Source organism: Burkholderia stagnalis (assembly GCF_902830275.1).
Taxonomy (GTDB): Bacteria; Pseudomonadota; Gammaproteobacteria; order Burkholderiales; family Burkholderiaceae; genus Burkholderia; species Burkholderia stagnalis.
This window is the reverse complement of the sequence record NZ_CADESW010000003.1, coordinates 424,368-441,215: the sequence shown is the minus strand read 5'-3', so window position 1 is coordinate 441,215 and position 16,848 is coordinate 424,368. Positions and strand designations below refer to the sequence as shown.

16 protein-coding genes are annotated in these 16,848 nt (G+C 67.7%); 5 read left to right on the top strand and 11 right to left on the bottom strand.

Translation table 11 applies throughout. The features are described 5' to 3' along the window. Together HWY45_RS09025 and HWY45_RS09020 are read left to right on the top strand one after the other, a co-directional pair. Entirely contained in the window at positions 1-465 is a 465-nt protein-coding gene (locus HWY45_RS09025) for a copper chaperone PCu(A)C (RefSeq protein WP_059564293.1), read from the top strand. A gap of 112 nt (positions 466-577) precedes the next feature. After that, complete coding sequence (locus tag HWY45_RS09020; RefSeq protein WP_081063178.1) at positions 578-796, top strand: hypothetical protein; 219 nt, start codon at positions 578-580, stop codon at positions 794-796. A gap of 50 nt (positions 797-846) precedes the next feature. On the opposite strand, the gene HWY45_RS09015 is transcribed toward HWY45_RS09020, so the two are convergent. The 6 genes from HWY45_RS09015 to HWY45_RS08990 all read right to left on the bottom strand — a co-directional run bounded on the left by HWY45_RS09015 (position 847) and on the right by HWY45_RS08990 (position 8,434). Beyond that, entirely contained in the window at positions 847-1,950 is a 1,104-nt protein-coding gene (locus HWY45_RS09015) for a porin (protein ID WP_059882539.1), read from the bottom strand. Between the two features lie 151 nt (positions 1,951-2,101). Beyond that, positions 2,102-3,838 (bottom strand): dipeptide ABC transporter ATP-binding protein, encoded by a 1,737-nt coding sequence (locus HWY45_RS09010; protein WP_230946986.1) that lies wholly within the window; start codon positions 3,836-3,838, stop codon positions 2,102-2,104. A 4-nt stretch (positions 3,839-3,842) separates the two neighbouring features. Continuing rightward, positions 3,843-4,649 carry an ABC transporter permease gene (locus tag HWY45_RS09005; RefSeq protein WP_059882455.1) on the bottom strand — a complete coding sequence of 269 codons (807 nt, stop codon included), beginning with the start codon at positions 4,647-4,649 and terminating at the stop codon, positions 3,843-3,845. Further along, a complete protein-coding gene (locus HWY45_RS09000; protein WP_059882457.1) occupies positions 4,646-5,602 on the bottom strand; it encodes an ABC transporter permease in 957 nt (318 codons plus the stop codon). The genes HWY45_RS09005 and HWY45_RS09000 overlap by 4 nt, the downstream gene beginning before the upstream one ends. Positions 5,603-5,614: 12 nt before the next feature. Further along, on the bottom strand, positions 5,615-7,219 hold the full coding sequence (locus HWY45_RS08995) for an ABC transporter substrate-binding protein (protein WP_081069789.1): 1,605 nt from the start codon (positions 7,217-7,219) through the stop codon (positions 5,615-5,617). A gap of 15 nt (positions 7,220-7,234) precedes the next feature. Beyond that, positions 7,235-8,434, bottom strand: coding sequence for a C45 family autoproteolytic acyltransferase/hydrolase (locus HWY45_RS08990; protein WP_059882458.1), 1,200 nt, complete (start codon positions 8,432-8,434; stop codon positions 7,235-7,237). A 74-nt stretch (positions 8,435-8,508) separates the two neighbouring features. On the opposite strand from HWY45_RS08990, the gene HWY45_RS08985 reads away from it, so the two are divergent. Continuing rightward, complete coding sequence (locus HWY45_RS08985; protein WP_059882460.1) at positions 8,509-9,384, top strand: GntR family transcriptional regulator; 876 nt, start codon at positions 8,509-8,511, stop codon at positions 9,382-9,384. A 63-nt stretch (positions 9,385-9,447) separates the two neighbouring features. On the opposite strand, the gene HWY45_RS08980 is transcribed toward HWY45_RS08985, so the two are convergent. The 5 genes from HWY45_RS08980 to HWY45_RS08960 all read right to left on the bottom strand — a co-directional run bounded on the left by HWY45_RS08980 (position 9,448) and on the right by HWY45_RS08960 (position 14,941). Then, positions 9,448-10,149 carry a response regulator transcription factor gene (locus tag HWY45_RS08980; protein ID WP_059882462.1) on the bottom strand — a complete coding sequence of 234 codons (702 nt, stop codon included), beginning with the start codon at positions 10,147-10,149 and terminating at the stop codon, positions 9,448-9,450. Positions 10,150-10,185: 36 nt separating this feature from the next. Beyond that, positions 10,186-10,608 (bottom strand): Lrp/AsnC family transcriptional regulator, encoded by a 423-nt coding sequence (locus HWY45_RS08975; protein WP_059882464.1) that lies wholly within the window; start codon positions 10,606-10,608, stop codon positions 10,186-10,188. Between the two features lie 129 nt (positions 10,609-10,737). Then, positions 10,738-13,173, bottom strand: coding sequence for a cytochrome c (locus HWY45_RS08970; RefSeq protein WP_059882466.1), 2,436 nt, complete (start codon positions 13,171-13,173; stop codon positions 10,738-10,740). Further along, the gene (locus HWY45_RS08965) at positions 13,163-13,666 is read right to left on the bottom strand and encodes a (2Fe-2S)-binding protein (protein WP_059882468.1); all 504 of its coding nucleotides are present in this window, start codon (positions 13,664-13,666) and stop codon (positions 13,163-13,165) included. Before HWY45_RS08965 ends, HWY45_RS08970 begins: the two co-directional genes overlap by 11 nt. A gap of 117 nt (positions 13,667-13,783) precedes the next feature. Continuing rightward, positions 13,784-14,941 (bottom strand): FAD-dependent monooxygenase, encoded by a 1,158-nt coding sequence (locus HWY45_RS08960; RefSeq protein WP_059882470.1) that lies wholly within the window; start codon positions 14,939-14,941, stop codon positions 13,784-13,786. 281 nt (positions 14,942-15,222) lie between these two features. Here HWY45_RS08960 and HWY45_RS08955 point away from each other — a divergent pair, with 281 nt between their 5' ends. Further along, positions 15,223-15,975, top strand: a complete 753-nt coding sequence (locus HWY45_RS08955; RefSeq protein WP_059810858.1) for a maleate cis-trans isomerase family protein — start codon at positions 15,223-15,225, stop codon at positions 15,973-15,975. A gap of 28 nt (positions 15,976-16,003) precedes the next feature. Further along, positions 16,004-16,831 (top strand): alpha/beta fold hydrolase, encoded by an 828-nt coding sequence (locus tag HWY45_RS08950; RefSeq protein ID WP_059810857.1) that lies wholly within the window; start codon positions 16,004-16,006, stop codon positions 16,829-16,831. Positions 16,832-16,848 lie beyond the last annotated feature (17 nt).

Here is a 16,848-nt window from a genome sequence, read left to right as displayed (position 1 = left end):
ATGAAACGTTCCATTCTGGCCGGCTCGGCATTCGCATTGATGGCCCTTCACGCCCCGGCGGCGCACTCGGCGAGCGCCGTGCAGGTCAATGCCTGCTGGATTCGCGCGATGCCGCCGACGCTGCCGTCGTCCGGCTATTTCACGGTGAAGAACGACGGCGACGCGCCCATCGCGCTGACCGGCATCGACACGCCCGCATTCGGCATGGCGATGCTGCACGAAACGCAGACGAGCGGCAGCACGTCGAAGATGGTTCACGTCGAATCGGTCGAGGTGCCGGCGCATGGGTCGCTCACGTTCAAGCCGAAAAGCTATCACGCGATGCTCGAACAGCCGCGGCAGGCCGTGACGCCCGGCACGAAGGTGCCGCTCACGCTGCATTTCGCCGGCGGCCTGGCGGTGCCCGCGACCTGCGACGTCAAGGCGCCATCGTTTTCCGGCCAGTCGGCCGGCAACCCTGAATGACGGAGACACACATGAAAAACCGACCGTCCCTGCTTGACCTGATCGTTCGTTACAAGACGCACCTGAACATCGGCGCCCTGATCGCCTGCGGGCTCTGGGCCGGATGGATCGCGTGGATGACGCGGCCATAGGGGGCTTCCTTGCCATGGAGGCGATCAAGCGGCACGATCTCGTCGCGCCGTTCAGGATCGCCCTGCCCATGCCGTTCCCGTACTTCATTTGCCGGAAGCAGGCGGTGGCGGACTCCGCTGCCACCCGACAGTTCCTCGACTGGCTGATCGAAGAAGCCGAACAGGCCGGACGCGATATCGCGGCCATGTTCGGCGACTGACGGCGGATGAGGCGCCGGGCAGGCCCGGACGAAACCCGCTGCCGGGATGCTCAGAACTTGTGACGCATGCCGAGCACCACCGCCGTTTGCGACGTACCGCTGGACGTGCCGCCGGCGGCGTCGATCGCCGCGTTGAGGTTTCTCGACGTCTTCTGGTAGAAGGCATTCAGATAGACGTCCGTGCGCTTCGACAGCAGGTATTGCGCGCCGCCGCTCGTTTGCAGGTAGTGCCCCGACGCGCCCGACTGATGCACGTTCGTGTAGGTCTCGCCCAGCGCAAGGAACAGGGCCGGCGTGACCTGGTAGCGAACGCTGCCTTCATAATTCTGGAAATGAATCGTGCCGCGCGGCGCCGTCAGCGCGGTGTTCGAGTTGACGTACAGCGCCCCCGAGTACAGCAGGCCGACGGTCAGCGGGCCGAACGCATACGTGCCGCCCGCGCCCCACTGATCGACGCGCGATGCGCCCAGCAGCGGGTTCGACGGCGTGCTCGACGACGGATTGCCGACGATCGCACCGCCGATCGTGCCCGGCTGCTGCGCGCGCGCATACCCTGCCCCGAGGTTCAGCGGGCCGTTCATATAGGTCGCGCCGACGCTGAACGCGCGATTGTTCGCGAAGCTGGTCGAATTCGAGAAGCCGTACGTCGCCTCCGCCTGGAAACCGGCGATGACGGGCGTCGCGTACTTCACCGAGTTGTCGGTGCGATACGTGTTGTTCAGGTTGTCGTTGTCGAGCGGATGCGTCGCGAACTGGGCCAATATCGACGCCACGCCCTGCCGGGAAACGAAGTCCTGGATGGCGTTGTACTGGCGGCCCATCGTGAACGTGCCGAAGCGGTCGCCCGCCAATCCCACGTACGCCTGACGACCGAATTCCCGGCCGCCCTGGCCGAGCGTGCCGCTGTTGACGTTGAAACCGTTCTCGAGCTTGAAGACCGCCTTCAGGCCGCCGCCCAGGTCCTCGGTGCCGGTCAGGCCCCAGCGCGAGCCGGACTCGTTGCCGCTTGCAAGCTGCCAGAGCGCCTTGCCGCCGCCGGTGGTCTTGACGTTGCTCGTGTACAGGATGCCCGCATCCACGATGCCGTACAGCGTGACGCTGCTTTGAGCCTGAGCCACTCCCGAGATGGCGCTCGATGATGCAAGAACAATGATGAATTTTTTCACGTAAAAGATCTCCGGGTTTTCACATTTATTTGGATTGCGAAGTAAAGATTGCCGTCTGACTCCTTTCGTTTGCTCGTGCTTGTTTCTCAACGCCTGATACGCATGCCGAAGCCAGGCGCGCCGCGGCGGCCTGCCGGCGCTACGCGCCCGCCGCGCGTTGCGTCGCAGCGCCGGTTCGACTGCGCGACAGCGGCGACAGCTGCCCCGGCGCGACATAGGCCGCCTCCAGCAACTGCCGGGTATACGCCTCGCGCGGCCGATCGAAGATGTCTGAAACCGTGCCCTCTTCGATGATGCAGCCCTGGTGCATCACGACGATCCGGTCCGCGATTTCGGAAACGGCCGCCAGGTTATGCGAGACGAAGAAGCACGCGAAGCCGTACTGCGCCTGCAGCCGCCTGAACAGCGACAGGACTTGCTTCTGAATCGTCATGTCGAGGGCGGACACCGGCTCGTCGGCAACCACCAGTGCGGGCCGCCGTATCAGCGCCCGCGCGATCGCAACCCGTTGGCGCTGCCCGCCCGACAGCGCGTGCGGAAACCTGTCGCCGAGCATCTCCAGTCCGACCTCGCGCAGCATGTCGTCCACCCATCGCCGCCGCTCGGCCGACGTCAGCCCGTCCTGGTGATTCAACGGCTCGGCGACGATGTCGCGGATCTTCTGACGCGGGTCCAGCGACGAGTACGGGTCCTGAAATACCATCTGGCACGCGAGGCGGAACGCCCGCCGGGTGTTCCGATCGCTGTCGGTCAACGGCCGGCCCCGGAAGTAGACCGCGCCGTCCGTCAGCGGCAGGAGCCCGATCAAGGCGCGGCCGAGCGTCGTCTTTCCGGACCCCGAACCGCCCACGACCGCCACGACCTCGCCGGCGCGGATCGAAATCGTCGCCCGGTTCACCGCGAGCTTCCCCGCGCCCCGGGAAAACAGGCCCCGGCGGCCGCCGTACGAAACCGATACGTCGCGCGCCTCGATCAGCGCCGGCGCGTCCCGAACCGGCGCCCTGTTTTCGTCTCGCTTCGGGAGCGCGTCGATCAGGCTCCGCGTGTACTCGCTCGCCGGATGGCCAAGGACGTCGCTCGCGGCGCCGGACTCGATCTGGTCGCCCCGCTTCAGGACGACCACCGAATCGGCATAGTGCGCGACGAGCTGGAGATCGTGCGTCACGAGCAGCACGGCGGTGCCGGAGGTGCGGGCGAGATCGACCATCAGCTCCATCACCTCTTTCTGGCTCAACGCGTCCAGCGCGGTGGTCGGCTCGTCCGCGATCAACAGCTTCGGCTTGAGCAGCATCACCGACGCGAGCATGATGCGCTGCCTCATGCCACCGGAAAAGGCGTGCGGATACGACGAGAGACAGTTTTCCGGCTCGCGAATCTGCACCCGGCGAAGCATTTCGACGATCCTGCGGCGCGCGTCGTCCGCGGTGATCTTTTCGTGCAGCATCAGCCCTTCCGACATCTGCGCGCCCACCGTCATGGCCGGGTTCAAGGACACCATCGGCTCCTGGAACACCATCCCGGCCACGCTGCCGCGCACGCGGTGCATGTCCGACGGCGACAGGCTGCCGACGTCATGCCCGTCGAGCACGATGGTGCCGCCGGTCTGCACGACCTGCGACGGCAGCAGGCGCAGGATGGCCCGGCCCGCCATCGTCTTGCCGCTGCCGGATTCGCCGACCAGCGCGAGGATTTCGCCGGCGGCCATGTCGAACGTCAGGCCATTGAGAATGCTTGCGCCGCGCAGGCTCTCGAGCGTCAGGTCGTGCACGGACAGCACGGGGCTGGCGGCCGTCGCTCGATTCATGTCGTCGCCCGATGTGCCGGCGCCGCCGATATCGTGCCGCGGCGCGCGTGGTGAGAGGATTCGAAGGTTCATGCTCTCACTCCATCCGGGGGTCGAGCCAGTCGCGCAGCGCGTCGCCCAGCAGATTGATGCCGAGCAGCGTCAGCGCGATGCACAGGCCCGGCGCCATCCCGAGCCACGGCGCCGATTCGATGAAGGGCCGGCCGGACGAGAGCATGTTCCCCCAGGTGGGAGCGGGGGGCGGCACGCCGAGACCCAGGAAGCTCATCGCGCTTTCGGCGAGGATCACCCAGCCGAACATCGACGTCGCCAGCACCATCAGCGGCGCCGCGCAGTTCGGCAGCACGTGCTTCAGCATCGTCGTCAGCTCGCTGTTTCCGATGACGCGCGACGCCTCGATGTACTCCTTTTCCCGCAGCGACATCACCGTGCCCCTCACGAGGCGCACGGTCGTGGGGGCGTAGGCCAGCCCGAGCGCCAGCACGATCCCGTACTTGTTCGCGCCGGCGACGACGCTGATCCCCAGCGCCAGGAGAATGCCGGGAAACGCGAGCAGCGCATCGTTCGCGACCATCATGACGCGATCGACCAGCCCGCGAAAATATCCGGCGGTCAACCCGAGCAGCGTGCCGATCGTGATCGCCATCAGCACCGTCAGGCACGCGACCAGCAGGCTCGCGCCGGCGCCGGACAGGATCCGGGAGAAGATGTCGCGGCCGAATTCGTCCGTGCCCAGCAGATGAACCGCGGAAGGCGCGCGAAAACGCTCGCCCAGGCTCAGCGCGAGCGGATCGTACGGTGTCCATACCGTGGACAGCATGCCCATCGCGGCCACCGCGACCACGATTGCGCCGCCCAAAAGTGCATTGTTTCGGATTTTCATGATGCCGACACTCGCGGGTCGAAGAGCGGATAGAGCAGATCGACGAACAGGTTGACGAACACGTAGACGGCGGCGGTAAACACCAGGCAGCCCTGCACCACCGGATAGTCGCGAGCGAAGATCGCGTCGACGAGCAGCCTTCCCAGGCCCGGCAGCGTGAACACGGTCTCCAGCACCGCGATGCCGCCCAGCAGGTGGCCGAGCACGAGGCCGATCATCGTCCAGGTCGGCGCGAACGCATTGGGCAGCACATGGCGAAGCAGCACTTTTCGCTCCGGCAAACCCTTGGCGCGCGCGTGCGTGACGTATTCGAGGCGCAGCACCTCGATGGCGCTGGCGCGCGACATGCGGGTCAGCACGCCGGTCTCGACGAGTGCCAGCGTGACGATCGGGAGCACCAGATAGGTCAGTGCGGATCGCCAGTTCTCGCTGAACGTCACGTAGCCGACCACCGGCACCCACCCGAGCTTCAGGCCGACGAACAGCAGGAGCACCAGGCCGAGCCAGAAGCTCGGGATGGACAGAAAGAACGTGGCGCCCGCGACGACGGCGGTATCGGTGATCGAGTTCTGCTTCCACGCGGCGACGAGACCGGCGGGCACGGCGATGACGGCCGCGATCGCGACCGCCACGAGCACGATCGTCGCACTCACCTGGAAGCGTTCGAGCAGCAACGGCAGCACCGGCTGGCCCGTCGTGATCGAATGGCCGAAGTCGCCGTGCAGCAGATGGGCGATCCACACGGCAAGCTGCGCAACCATCGGCTTGTCGAGGCCCAGATGCGTGCGCAGCTGCGCGACTTGCGCCGGCGTTCCCGCGTCGCCCAGCATCAGTTGCACGGGATCGCCGGGAATCAGCCGCATCAGCGCGAACACGAACGTCGCCACGACCAGCAGCGTCGGGATGGTCCAGAGTATGCGCCGCAGCAGATACGGAAGGAATGCGTGTCGCATGATACGTGCTCCTTATTTCTCCGCGCTGGAGATCGCCTGCCCGGTCAGGGAAACGCCCCAGCCGCGCGGCTGGCCGAGGGGCCAGCCCTTGAATCCCCGCACGTTCTTGCGCACCGCGCTGGTTCGGGTTTCCGAATAGAGAAAGACGGCCGGGGTCTCGTCGAGGAGCTTCAGCTCCAGCTGGTCGAACAGCGCTTGCCGCTTGCCCTTGTCCGACGACTCCATGGAACGCGTGACCATGCGGATGGCGTCAGGGTCATCCCAGACCTTGCGGGACTGCTTGTCCTTGGCGCCGACGAACGCGTCGAACGAAAGCGACGGATCGAGCCGCGCCGAGTACGTGAACGTCATGGCCTGGTAATCGCCGCGGTTGTACTTGTCGAGCAGCGTGGCCCAGTCGAGCACCTCGACGTCGATTCGAATGCCGGCTTCGGCAGCCATCGCTTGTGCGAGGACGGCGACGTCGAACAGGTAGTTGTAGCGCTTGGTCGTCAGCAGCTTGATGGGCTGGCCGCGATACCCGGCTTCCGTGAGCAATTTTCTCGCCGCGGCGACGTCTCGCGCCGGGACGGTGCGTTGTACCTTGCTGTAGTACACGCTCGGCTCGGGAATGGGAGACCGGCTGGCCTTCGACGTGCCGTTCGTGACGGTCCGGACGATCTGCGGCAGGTCGAGCGCCAACGCGAACGCACGCCGGATGCGCGCATCCTTCAGCAGCGGATCCCGCGTCTGGAACAGCATGGCGGTGACCGCCATCGACGGCACGCTGGCCACCGCGAGATCGGCGCGCCCCTTGTAATCCGGAACATCGCCGTCGTCCACATCGGACACGACGTCGACCGCATCGGAAAGCAACGCCGCCTTTGCGGCCGCCGCGTCGGGAATCACGACGAAGCGAACCTTCGCGACCTCCGCCGACTTGTTTCCGGTATTCCCGTCGCGCTTGCCCGGCAGCGCCGAGTACAGGGGGTTGCGCACAAGCTCGACGTACTGGCCGCGTTTCCATTCCGACACCTTGAACGGCCCGGTGCCGACGGGCTCGCGCCACGCGCCGTTCGCGTCGAGCGAGCTGCGATGATAGATGCCGGTGCCGCCGCAATCCGTGCGCGCCATCGTTTCCAGAAAGATCGCATTCGGGCGGTCGAGGGTGAAGACGACGGTCGACGGATCGGGCGCCGAGACATTCACGACCTTGGCGACACCCTGCCCGTCGAATTCGGGCCGGCAGCGCCAGTTGGTGCCCGGGTTCATGTAGCGATTCCACGCGAACGTCACGTCCGCCGAAGTCAGCGGCGAACCGTTCTGGAATTTCACGCCCGGGCGCAGCGTAAACGTATACGTCAGGCCGTCGGGCGAGACCGTCAGCGCTTTCGCGAGGAGCAGGCCGACGGACGTATCCTCGCGGAACGCGACGAGCCCCTCCAGGATATGGGAGACGACCGCGTCGCTGTTGCCGTCCCGATTGACGCCCGGGTCCAGCGAGCGAACGTCGGCGTTCAGGCGGATGCGCAACGTGCCTTGCGACTGCTGCGCCGATGCAGGCGTGCCGGCGACGGCCAGCAGCAGCGACGTCAATGCGGCGCCGATCGATCTGGCGATTGTTTTCGTGGTGCTCATGTCTCCTCCGTGTCGTTATGCGATTGCCATGCGCCTGAGCGCGACGGATGCGGGCACGGACCTGGGCCGCGCGACGGCCATCTCGAGGCTGTAAGCCTGGAAAACGGGATTGACGGCGGGCAGCGTCGACACCTCCATGATGCCGAGGTCGGGCTGCATCACGATCATCGCGACCGTCGCCGACAGGTTGTTGCGTTCGTTCGGGCGCGGCGGCCGGCACACGGACCAGGGCGCCTCGAAATCGTCGAACAGCGCCGCCTTGACGATCTCCGGCGTCACCTCGCCGATATGAGGCTCGACCATCTGCCAGACGCGCTCGTCCCGATACAGCGAGTCGGGCATCGTGGCGATGCCCTTGTCGTGCAATTTCGACAGCGCGACCGGGCTCTGGAAATGGTTGGCGTGGACGATCACGCCCCGCTTCGGGTGGATCAGGAAGGTTTCGTCCGGCGCACATTCGAAATCGATCGCGACGCCGTTCGCATGCGCGACCATCATGTTGTTTGCCGCGGATTTCGGCGTCGCGTAAACCGCCTGCATCGCGAACGCGAAGCGCTGCTGCTCCAGCACCTTCCGGCGAATCAACGCAAGCGGCACGCCGAGGTTGCGGTAGTCGCGCTCGCATTCGAGGTAGTTCGCGGTGATCGAGATGCCCGCCGCGTTCATGCCCGAGCGCGCCAGCGCACCTGCCTCGGTGAATGTGAGGAAATCGGGGCCATCGTCCCGCTTCACCTTCAGGACAACGGATGATTCCGCGCACTCGGCCTTCCAGTCCCAGTTTTGCGCGTGGATCACGCGTCCCGACGCACTCGCCGCCGGCAGCGCGACGATGCCGGTGCAGCCGTCCGGATCGATCGGCACGGGTTCGGCGTTTCGCATCCTGTCCGCCAGCTTCAGGACCTCGGTTCGCGCGTTCAGCATGACGACCATGTCATAGCCGACCCCGGCGCCCTCGGCGATGCCCTTCATCTCCTCGATGTAGCGCGGCTCGAACGATGCGATCGTCGGCTCGAACCGCGCCACGATTTCGCGAAGCTGCAACGCGCTCAACCTTTCCTGCTCGAGCTGACGCGCGTAGTGCTCGACGCCGCGCCGAATGCGACCGGCCGCCTGCTCCCCATACTGGCGGCCGCGCTCGCGCGGCGCGCCGCTGACTTCGACGAGCGGGGTGTGGGGCGGGATCGACTGCTGCCGTTGGGCTGGAAGGTTGTCCATGGTCGGGCTTTCGTTGTCAAATGAGGTACGTCGCAGTTTAGGCTAGAATGTATTTTGTGAACACAAAAAAATAAATGGATATGCAAAGTGAATCGGCAACCGTGCGCGCCCGCGTTGATCTGGGGGATCGCATCGCCCAATGGATTCGAGATGAAGCGCTGCAGGTCGGCGACCGGCTGAACGAGCAGAGGCTGGCGGAGCACCTCGGCGTGTCGCGCACGCCGATCCGCGCCGCGCTGGATCAGCTCGAGAAGCAGGGATTCGTGCAGCGCAGGAAGAACAGGGGGGTCGAGCTTCTGGCTGCCCCTCCGGTGTCGAACGAACCCGTCGGCGCAACGGACGAGGATGCGCTGCTCGCCAGGATCGCCCACGATCGCCAGCGCAGCGCGCTGCCCGACGAGGTGTCCGAGAAGGACCTGATGGAGTTCTACGGAGAAAGCCGGGCGACCATCAAGCAGGCGCTCGTGCGCCTGGCGGATCTCGGGCTGGTCGAGCGTCGCGTCGGCTATCGATGGACGTTCACGAATCTGGACTGGTATGGCGAGGCGCGCATCGAGTGCTATCGCTATCGTCTGTCGATCGAGCCGGCGGCGATCCTGCAGCCGGAGTTTTCGCTTCCGCCCGACTGGGCCGCGCAAATGCGCCGCCAGCACTCGGCGTTCCTCACCCGCCCGTGGGAGGACAGCCTGAGCGTGGCGTTCTTCGAGACCAACGCCGCGTTCCATGAAGGGCTGGCGCTGGCGTCCGGAAACCGCTTCTTCGTCGACGCCATCCGGCGCCTGAACCGGCTCAGGCGCCTCGCGAACTACGATTGGGCCTACGGGCCGAAGCGTGTGGAGATCAGTTGCCTGGAGCACCTGGGCATCCTGGCGGCACTCGAGGCAGGCGATCGGGAGGGTGCGGCGGAATTGATGCGCAAGCACCTCGAGCTGGCCAGCACCGTGACGTAAACGAAGGCGTCGTTTGCGATCAGGCCGGAACTGCGCGCCCGCGGGCAGCGCCCGCCCGCGTCGTCACGGGTCGCCCCGCTCGAGACGTTCGAGTCGATAGCCGTAGCCGTAGATCGGCGACAGGCGGTAGCCATTCTCCGGCCGCAGGCAGAGCTTCAGGCGCAGCATCGAAACGTGCGTATCCATCGTGCGCGACGGAATGTCGGCCACCTGCTTCCAGATCGCATCGGCAATGTACGCACGCGACAGCGGCCGGTCGATATGCTGGAACAGCAACAGCGCGAGATCGAATTCCTTGCGCGTGAGACTCACCGGCTTGCTGTCGAAGTAGGCCTGCTTCACGGTGGTGTCGAAGCGGAACCGATCGAACTCGCGTACCGCCTCCTCGGCGTCGGCCGGATATGCGCGGCGCAGGAGCGAGCCGACGCGGGCACGCAGCATGGGGCCGGACACCGGTTTGACGATGTAATCGTCCGCGCCGGCGTCGAGGATGCGCGTGATGCCGGCCTCGTCGCTGCGAACCGTCAGGAACAGGATCGGCACGCGATGCTCGATCTGACGATCGCGCACCCACTTCAGGATCTCCAAGCCGGACATGTCGGGTACGTTCCAGTCGAGCACCAGGAGATCGAACGTTTCGCGCTGCAGGTGCTTCTTCAGCACCTTGCCTTCGTTGAAGGCGTAGCACGTGTGGCCCTCGGCCTGCAATGCCTTGCCGACGAAGTCGATCTCCGCCGGATCGTCGTCGAGTACGGCAATTCTCATGGCGCCTCTCAAGGTGGATTCCCGGTCGCCGCTTCGCTACACCTTGTAGCTCTGCAGATGAATGCTCGTTTCCGAGGCCATGATTCCCTTGATGAGGCGAACCCGCTCGAGTGATGTGGCCAGCTCGGCCAAGGTCGGGGCGCGCAGCTCCGCCAGCAGGTCCCATCGCCCGTTGGTATCGTGAAGCGAAGCCACGCCTGGCTCCCCTCGCAACGCGGCGACGACTTCGCGCGTCCTGTTTCCTTCCACGACGATGCTCATCCACGCGGCAATCTCGGCAACGCTATGCTCCGGCCTGACGCGTACCGTGTACCCGACGATCACGCCTGCCTTTTCAAGCCTGGCGATACGGTTGGTCACCGTGGCGCGCGCGACGCCGAGCCGGTGCGCAAGAAATGCCACGGTCGCGCGAGCGTTCACGCGCAGATGCGACAGGAGCTTTTGGTCGACATCGTCCATGCAGGGCAGTCTCAGGCGGTGGCAATCGAGTCATACGATTGTATTTTGGCAATACAATAACCACATCGCGGACATTTGTACAGTGGCCCGCCGCCAGGATCGTGAAAGCACGCCTGCACCAGGCGAATCTCAACGATGCTCCCGCCGAATCCGCGCCGACGCCGCCTCCAGATCCCGCCAGGCCGGCTGCCCCGGCGCGTAGCGCGCGCGGATGTACGCGGCCAGCTCGGCCATTTGCCGGTCGTCGAACGCATCGCCGAAACCCGGCATGTAGCCGAGGCCGGCGGTCGCCGGATGGTCGATGCCGTTGTGCAGCACGCGCAGCAGGTTGTCCGGCGCGTCCTGGCTCACGCTCGTATTCAGCCCCATCAACGGGCGCACGCCGAAATGGCCGACGCCGCCCGACGCCGCATGGCACACCGCGCAGGCCGTGTCGAACGCGCGGCGGCCGTTTTCGAGGCCGAGCGTCGCGGCCGCTTCCGCGCCGCGCGCCTGGCGGGCGGCCACATCGGCGACGGCCGCGGCATCGGCGTGCGGCGACAGCGATGCGATGTAGTGCGCGATCGCGCGTACATCCGACTCGGGGAGCGCCGCCAGCCCGGCGACGACCGGCGCCATCGGCCCCGCGGCAACGCCGTGCTGCGCCGAAAAGCCGGTGCGCAGATAGTCGTACAGCGCGCCTTCGGTCCACGGCACGGGCGACGCTTTCGACGCGACCAGCGACGGGGCCGCCCACCCTTCCGCGACGCCGCCCGACAGATACGCGAGCCCGCCCTTCTCGGCGCCGAGCGCGTTGCGCGGCGTGTGGCACGCGCCGCAATGGCCGGCGCCGTCGACGAGGTATTTGCCGCGATTCCAGAGCGCCGAGCGATCCGGCGCCGGCGCGAACGGCTGCGCGTCGTGGAACAGCCAGTTCCAGCCCGCGACGAGCCGGCGCCGGTCGAGCGGGAACGGCAGCTTCGTCTTCGGCGGCACATGCTTCACGGCCGGCTGCGACATCAGGTACGCATACAACGCGAGCATGTCCGCTTCGCTCATGCGCGCGAACGCCGTATACGGGAATGCCGGGTACAGATGCGTGCCGTCGCGGGCGATGCCTTCGCGCATCGCGCGCGCGAAGGCGGAATACGTCCACGCACCGATGCCGGTTTCCGGATCGGGCGTGATGTTCGTCGTGTAGATCGTGCCGAACGGCGTATCGAGCGCGAGGCCGCCCGCATTGACGCGGCCGCCCGGCGCGGTATGGCATACCGCGCAATCGCCGGCGAGCGCGATCTGCCGGCCGCGCTCGAGCGTCGCCGCGCTCCACATCGCGCCGTCCGCGCCGCCCGGCACAACCGGCGCGATCGGTGCGGGGCCGGGCAGCAGCGCGCACGCGAGGCCGATCAGCCCGCCGGCCACGCCGCCGCCCGCGAGCCAGCGACGCCAGCGCGGCGTCGCGGCCTGCCGGGCCGACTTCGACGATGCGTGCGCGGGCGCGTCGACCGGCACGGCGCGCGTCAGCGCGGCGCGAATGCGTTCGAGATCGAACGGCGGCGCGCGAAACCGGACGCCGGTCGCGTCGTACAACGCATTCGCGATCGCCGCCGCCGCAGGCGCGGCGGCCTCGTCGATGCGCTGCGCGTCCCGCGCCGACAGCGCAGGCGCACGCGCATCGGCCGCGCTGCCGCGCAGCGCCACGAGCTCGTGCGAAATGGCCGCTCGCGCGTGCCCGTCCGTCTCGTCATGAGCCGGTCGGGCGGACAGACGTGCGCCCATCACGCGCGAGATCGCCGCCTCGATCTGCGACGCGGGCAATCCCGTCACCGTCGCGCCACCCGGCTGCCCCGAGCCCTGCCCCGCCACGACGCGCCGCACGACGACGTCGCCGGTCGAGCGGTCGACATCCAGGTCGACGACCCACGCGGTCCAGCTCGCCTGTTCGTCGGCCGTCGCGCTGCTGGCCGCCGATCCGCCATCGTCGCCGCCCGGTGATCCGCTCCGCCCGGCGTCCCGCTCCCGCATCGCCGCCGCCGCGCCGTCGAAGGCAAAGCCGCGCCCGCGGAGCCAGGACGACGGCCGTTCGTTCGCCGATCCGGCCGGCGCGCCCCACGCCGCCCGCTCCGCGACCATGCGGATGACTTCGCGCGGCCCGGCATCGGCGCGCGGGTCGAGATGCTGAAGCCGCAGCGCGACCGGATCACGCCCGAGGTCGCCGGCCAGCTCGTCGATGCACGACTCGCGCGCGAACACGTGCGCCTGCGGCGGAATCGCGCGCGTCGCATCGTCGATCTCGACCGATGCGTGCGCGTGCCGATAGACGAACGTCGCCGGCGCATCCGCGCGGTTCGCGGCGGCCGCCGCGCGCGATTCGTCCGACGAACGGTCGAGCTGCGCGCGATAGCGCCATGTCGTCATGCGGCCGTCGAAGGCAGTGCGGGTTTCGACGTCGAGCGCCGCGTGCGCGGCCGGATCGTCGGTCGGCCATCGATATTGCGTGTGCCGGTAGCGGGGTGCATCGCCGCCGGCATGCGCGCCGTCCGCGCCGTCCGCGTCATGCGCCTGCGTCGCCGGTTCACTGTTCATCGTCTTGTCGCAGATATCGCGCGGCGCGATGCACCGCGCGGATGATCTCGAGATGCGTGCCGCAGCGGCACAGATTGAAGCGCAGCGCGTCGCGAATCGCGGCGTCGTCGGGTGACGGGTTGCGATCGAGCAGCGCCTTCGTGCTCATGATCATTCCGTTCAGGCAGTAGCCGCACTGCGCCGCCTGTTCGTCGATGAACGCGCGCTGGATCGGGTGCGGCGCGTCGAGCGAGCCGAGCCCTTCGAGCGTCGTGACCGCCCGCCCGGCCGCCGCGGCGACGGGCACCACGCACGCGCGCGTCGCCTGCCCGTCGATCAGCACCGTGCAGGCGCCGCACTGGCCGAGCCCGCAGCCGTACTTCGGGCCGTTCAGCGTGAAATCGTTGCGCAGCACGTAGAGCAGCGGCGTATCGGGCTCGGCCGCGTCGACCGCGCGCGGCACGCCATTGACGCAGAGCGCGAGCGGTCGCGCGACGGTAGTGGAATGCGACATGGGCTGATCCGGAAAACGGGCCTGGGGACCTTGCGGCACGCCGTGCCGGCGCCGGCGCCCGGCCTTGCGCGAGACCGCCGCGCAGGCAGGGATCGCACCGGGGCCGGGCCGCGCGCATCAGGTGGCCGCCGCCACCTTGTCGGGCGACGGCGACACGAGCGGGACGTCGAACACATCGTACCCGAACACCCACGCCGGGTCTTCGTTCGTGCGCAGCCACGTATTGTCGTGCGACACGCGCTGCACCTTCGACGCGCGCGCCGCGCGGTTCGCCTCGTACAGCGCGAACGCGGCCGGGTAGTCGCGCACGCCGACCTCGTCGAGGCAGCGCGCGAGCATCGCGGCATCTTCGATCGCCATCGCCGCGCCCTGCGCCATGTGCGGCTTCATCGGATGGCACGCGTCGCCGAGCAGCACGAGGCGGCCGCGGCTCCACAGCGGCAGCGGGTCGCGCTCGAGCAGCGGCCACCTGGTGATCGACGGCGACACGTCGATCAGGTGCTGGATATCCGGATGAAAGCCGGCGAACGCCTCGCGCATCTCGTCGCGGCTGCTGTCGACCATCGACACGCCTTCCGGCCACTCGGCCTGCGGCACGCCGGTCACGTAGTAGTACTCGTCGCGCTTCTCCGTCACGTAGTACACCATCATGTGGCGATCCTCCGACCACCACTTCACGCACATGTCGTACGGCTTGTTGCCGAGCAGCGACGCGGGGAACACCGCGCGGTGCGCGACATACCCCGTATAGCGCGGCGGTTCCGCGCCGAGCAGGTGCTCGCGGATTCGCGAATTCACGCCGTCGGCGCCGATCACGATGTCCGCGGTCTCGACGCTGCCGTCCGAGAAGGTCAGGCGCACCGCGTCGCCGGTGTCGTCGACGCTCGCCACGCGCATGCCGAAACGGATCGTGCCGGGCGTGACGGCCTGCGTCATCAGCGCATGGAAATCGCCGCGATGCACGGTCAGGTAGCTCGCGCCGTAGGCCTTCAGCGCATGGTCGCCGAGCGGAATCCGCGCGATCACGTCGGCCGTCCGCCCGTCGCGGCTGGTCCAGCAATCCGGGTGCGAACCCATGCGGTTCAGCGCGTCCTCGCAGCCGATGCGCCGCATGATCTTCATCACGTTCGGGCCGAGATGGATGCCCGCGCCGAGGCGCGAGAACGCCGGCGCCTGCTCGTACAGCGCGACGTCGTAGCCGCGGCGCTGCAGCAGGCCGGCGGCGGCCGTGCCGCCGAGGCCGGCGCCGATGATTGCGATGCGGGGTGTGCTCATGCGGATCTCCTGGTCGTGAGCCCGCCATGTCGAAGGTCATCGAGCGGGCCGATTACGTGTCGATGTAGCGTACACACTCATAATTATTCAAACAAGAAGATTGTTTGCTTGCGCCGACCCATACGGGGAAACACCTATAAAACCCCAAATTCACCGCTTCCAATAGCCATTAAAGAGCGCCACCCGGCTTTTGACACGTTGTAGTTTTCAAATGTACACGCTAGACTTTGTTCGAACCCGAGTGCGCTCGCCCACCCTTACCCGCCACGGAGCCTTCCGCCATGAGCAAGACCTACCGCATCGGCCAGATCGTGCCGAGTTCCAACACGACGATGGAAACCGAGATTCCCGCGATGCTGCGGTTGCGCGAGACGATCCGCCCCGAGCGCTTCACGTATCACTCGAGCCGGATGCGGATGAAGAAGGTCGTCAAGGAGGAACTGGCCGCGATGGACGCCGAGTCGGACCGCTGCGCGCTCGAGCTGAGCGACGCGCGCGTCGACGTGCTCGGCTATGCGTGTCTCGTCGCGATCATGGCGATGGGCCACGGCTATCACCGCGTGTCGCAGGCGCGCCTGACGCAGCACACCGCCGACAACGGCGCACAGGCGCCGGTGCTGACGAGCGCGGGCGCGCTCGTCGACGCGCTGAAGGTGATCGGCGCGAAGCGCATCGTGGTGGTCGCGCCGTACATGCTGCCGCTGACCGAGCTGGTGGTCGACTACATCCGCCATGAAGGCTACGAGGTGCTCGCCTATCGCGCGCTGGAGATTCCCGACAACCTCGACGTCGGCCGCCACGACCCCGCGCGCCTGCCCGACATCGTGAAGACGCTGCCGTACCAGGACGCCGATGCGATCGTGCTGTCCGCATGCGTGCAGATGCCGTCGCTGCCCGCGGTCGCGAAGGTCGAGGCGATGACCGGCAAGCCGGTGATCACCGCGGCGATCGCCACCACCTACGCGATGCTGCGCGAGCTCGACCTCGAGCCGATCGTGCCCGGCGCGGGCGCGCTGCTGTCCGGCGCGTACTGAGCGCGCCCTCTTTCGACGGAGCCCATTCATGTCCACCTTCCTGTACGGCGCGAACGTCCATGCGAACGGCATCCGCCAGCACTACCTGCGCTACGGCGGCGCGAGCGGCGCACGCGCGGCGCGCGCCGCGATCGTGCTGATTCCCGGCATCACGAGCCCCGCGATCACGTGGGGCTTCGTCGGCGACGTGTTCGGCGCGGCGTTCGACACCTACGTGCTCGACGTGCGCGGCCGCGGGTTGTCGGAAGCATCGCCCGGCCTCGACTACGGCCTCGACGCGCAGGCCGACGACGTCGCGGCGTTCGTCGCCGCGCTCGGCCTGTCGCGCGTGAGCCTCGTCGGCCATTCGATGGGCGCGCGGATCGCCGCGCGCGCCGCGCTGCGCGGCCCGCGCGGGCTCGCCTCGGTCGTGCTGGTCGATCCGCCGGTGTCCGGCCCCGGCCGGCGCCCGTATCCGGGCCAGCTGCCGTGGTACATCGACTCGATGGCGCTCGCCCGCGCGGGCACCGACGCCGACGGCATGCGCGCGTTCTGCCCGACCTGGACCGACGCGGAACGGCAGCTGCGCGCCGAGTGGCTGCACACGTGCGACGAGCGCGCGGTGCGCGCGTCGTACGACGGCTTTCACACCGACGATTTCCACGCGGATGCCGCGCGCCTCGACGTGCCCGCGCTGCTGATCACCGCCGCGCGTGGCGACGTGGTGCGCGACGACGACGTCGCCGAGCTGCAGCGCGCGACGCCGTCGATGCGGCACGTGCGCGTGCCGGACGCCGGCCACATGATCCCGTGGGACAACGCGGCGGGTTTCTACGCGGCGTTCGGCGATTTCCTCGGCGCGCCGCTGGCCGCCTGATTCCTTTCCCTCACGCA

Excerpts from the sequence above, each read along its gene's own strand:
- HWY45_RS09025 (WP_059564293.1), top strand. The coding sequence starts at position 1 with ATGAAACGTTCCATTCTGGCCGGCTCGGCATTCGCATTGATGGCCCTT.
- HWY45_RS09010 (WP_230946986.1), bottom strand. The coding sequence starts at position 3,838 with ATGAACCTTCGAATCCTCTCACCACGCGCGCCGCGGCACGATATCGGC.
- HWY45_RS09005 (WP_059882455.1), bottom strand. The coding sequence starts at position 4,649 with ATGAAAATCCGAAACAATGCACTTTTGGGCGGCGCAATCGTGGTCGCG.
- HWY45_RS09000 (WP_059882457.1), bottom strand. The coding sequence starts at position 5,602 with ATGCGACACGCATTCCTTCCGTATCTGCTGCGGCGCATACTCTGGACC.
- HWY45_RS08995 (WP_081069789.1), bottom strand. The coding sequence starts at position 7,219 with ATGAGCACCACGAAAACAATCGCCAGATCGATCGGCGCCGCATTGACG.
- HWY45_RS08990 (WP_059882458.1), bottom strand. The coding sequence starts at position 8,434 with ATGGACAACCTTCCAGCCCAACGGCAGCAGTCGATCCCGCCCCACACC.
- HWY45_RS08985 (WP_059882460.1), top strand. The coding sequence starts at position 8,509 with ATGGATATGCAAAGTGAATCGGCAACCGTGCGCGCCCGCGTTGATCTG.
- HWY45_RS08980 (WP_059882462.1), bottom strand. The coding sequence starts at position 10,149 with ATGAGAATTGCCGTACTCGACGACGATCCGGCGGAGATCGACTTCGTC.
- HWY45_RS08975 (WP_059882464.1), bottom strand. The coding sequence starts at position 10,608 with ATGGACGATGTCGACCAAAAGCTCCTGTCGCATCTGCGCGTGAACGCT.
- HWY45_RS08970 (WP_059882466.1), bottom strand. The coding sequence starts at position 13,173 with ATGAACAGTGAACCGGCGACGCAGGCGCATGACGCGGACGGCGCGGAC.
- HWY45_RS08965 (WP_059882468.1), bottom strand. The coding sequence starts at position 13,666 with ATGTCGCATTCCACTACCGTCGCGCGACCGCTCGCGCTCTGCGTCAAT.
- HWY45_RS08960 (WP_059882470.1), bottom strand. The coding sequence starts at position 14,941 with ATGAGCACACCCCGCATCGCAATCATCGGCGCCGGCCTCGGCGGCACG.
- HWY45_RS08955 (WP_059810858.1), top strand. The coding sequence starts at position 15,223 with ATGAGCAAGACCTACCGCATCGGCCAGATCGTGCCGAGTTCCAACACG.
- HWY45_RS08950 (WP_059810857.1), top strand. The coding sequence starts at position 16,004 with ATGTCCACCTTCCTGTACGGCGCGAACGTCCATGCGAACGGCATCCGC.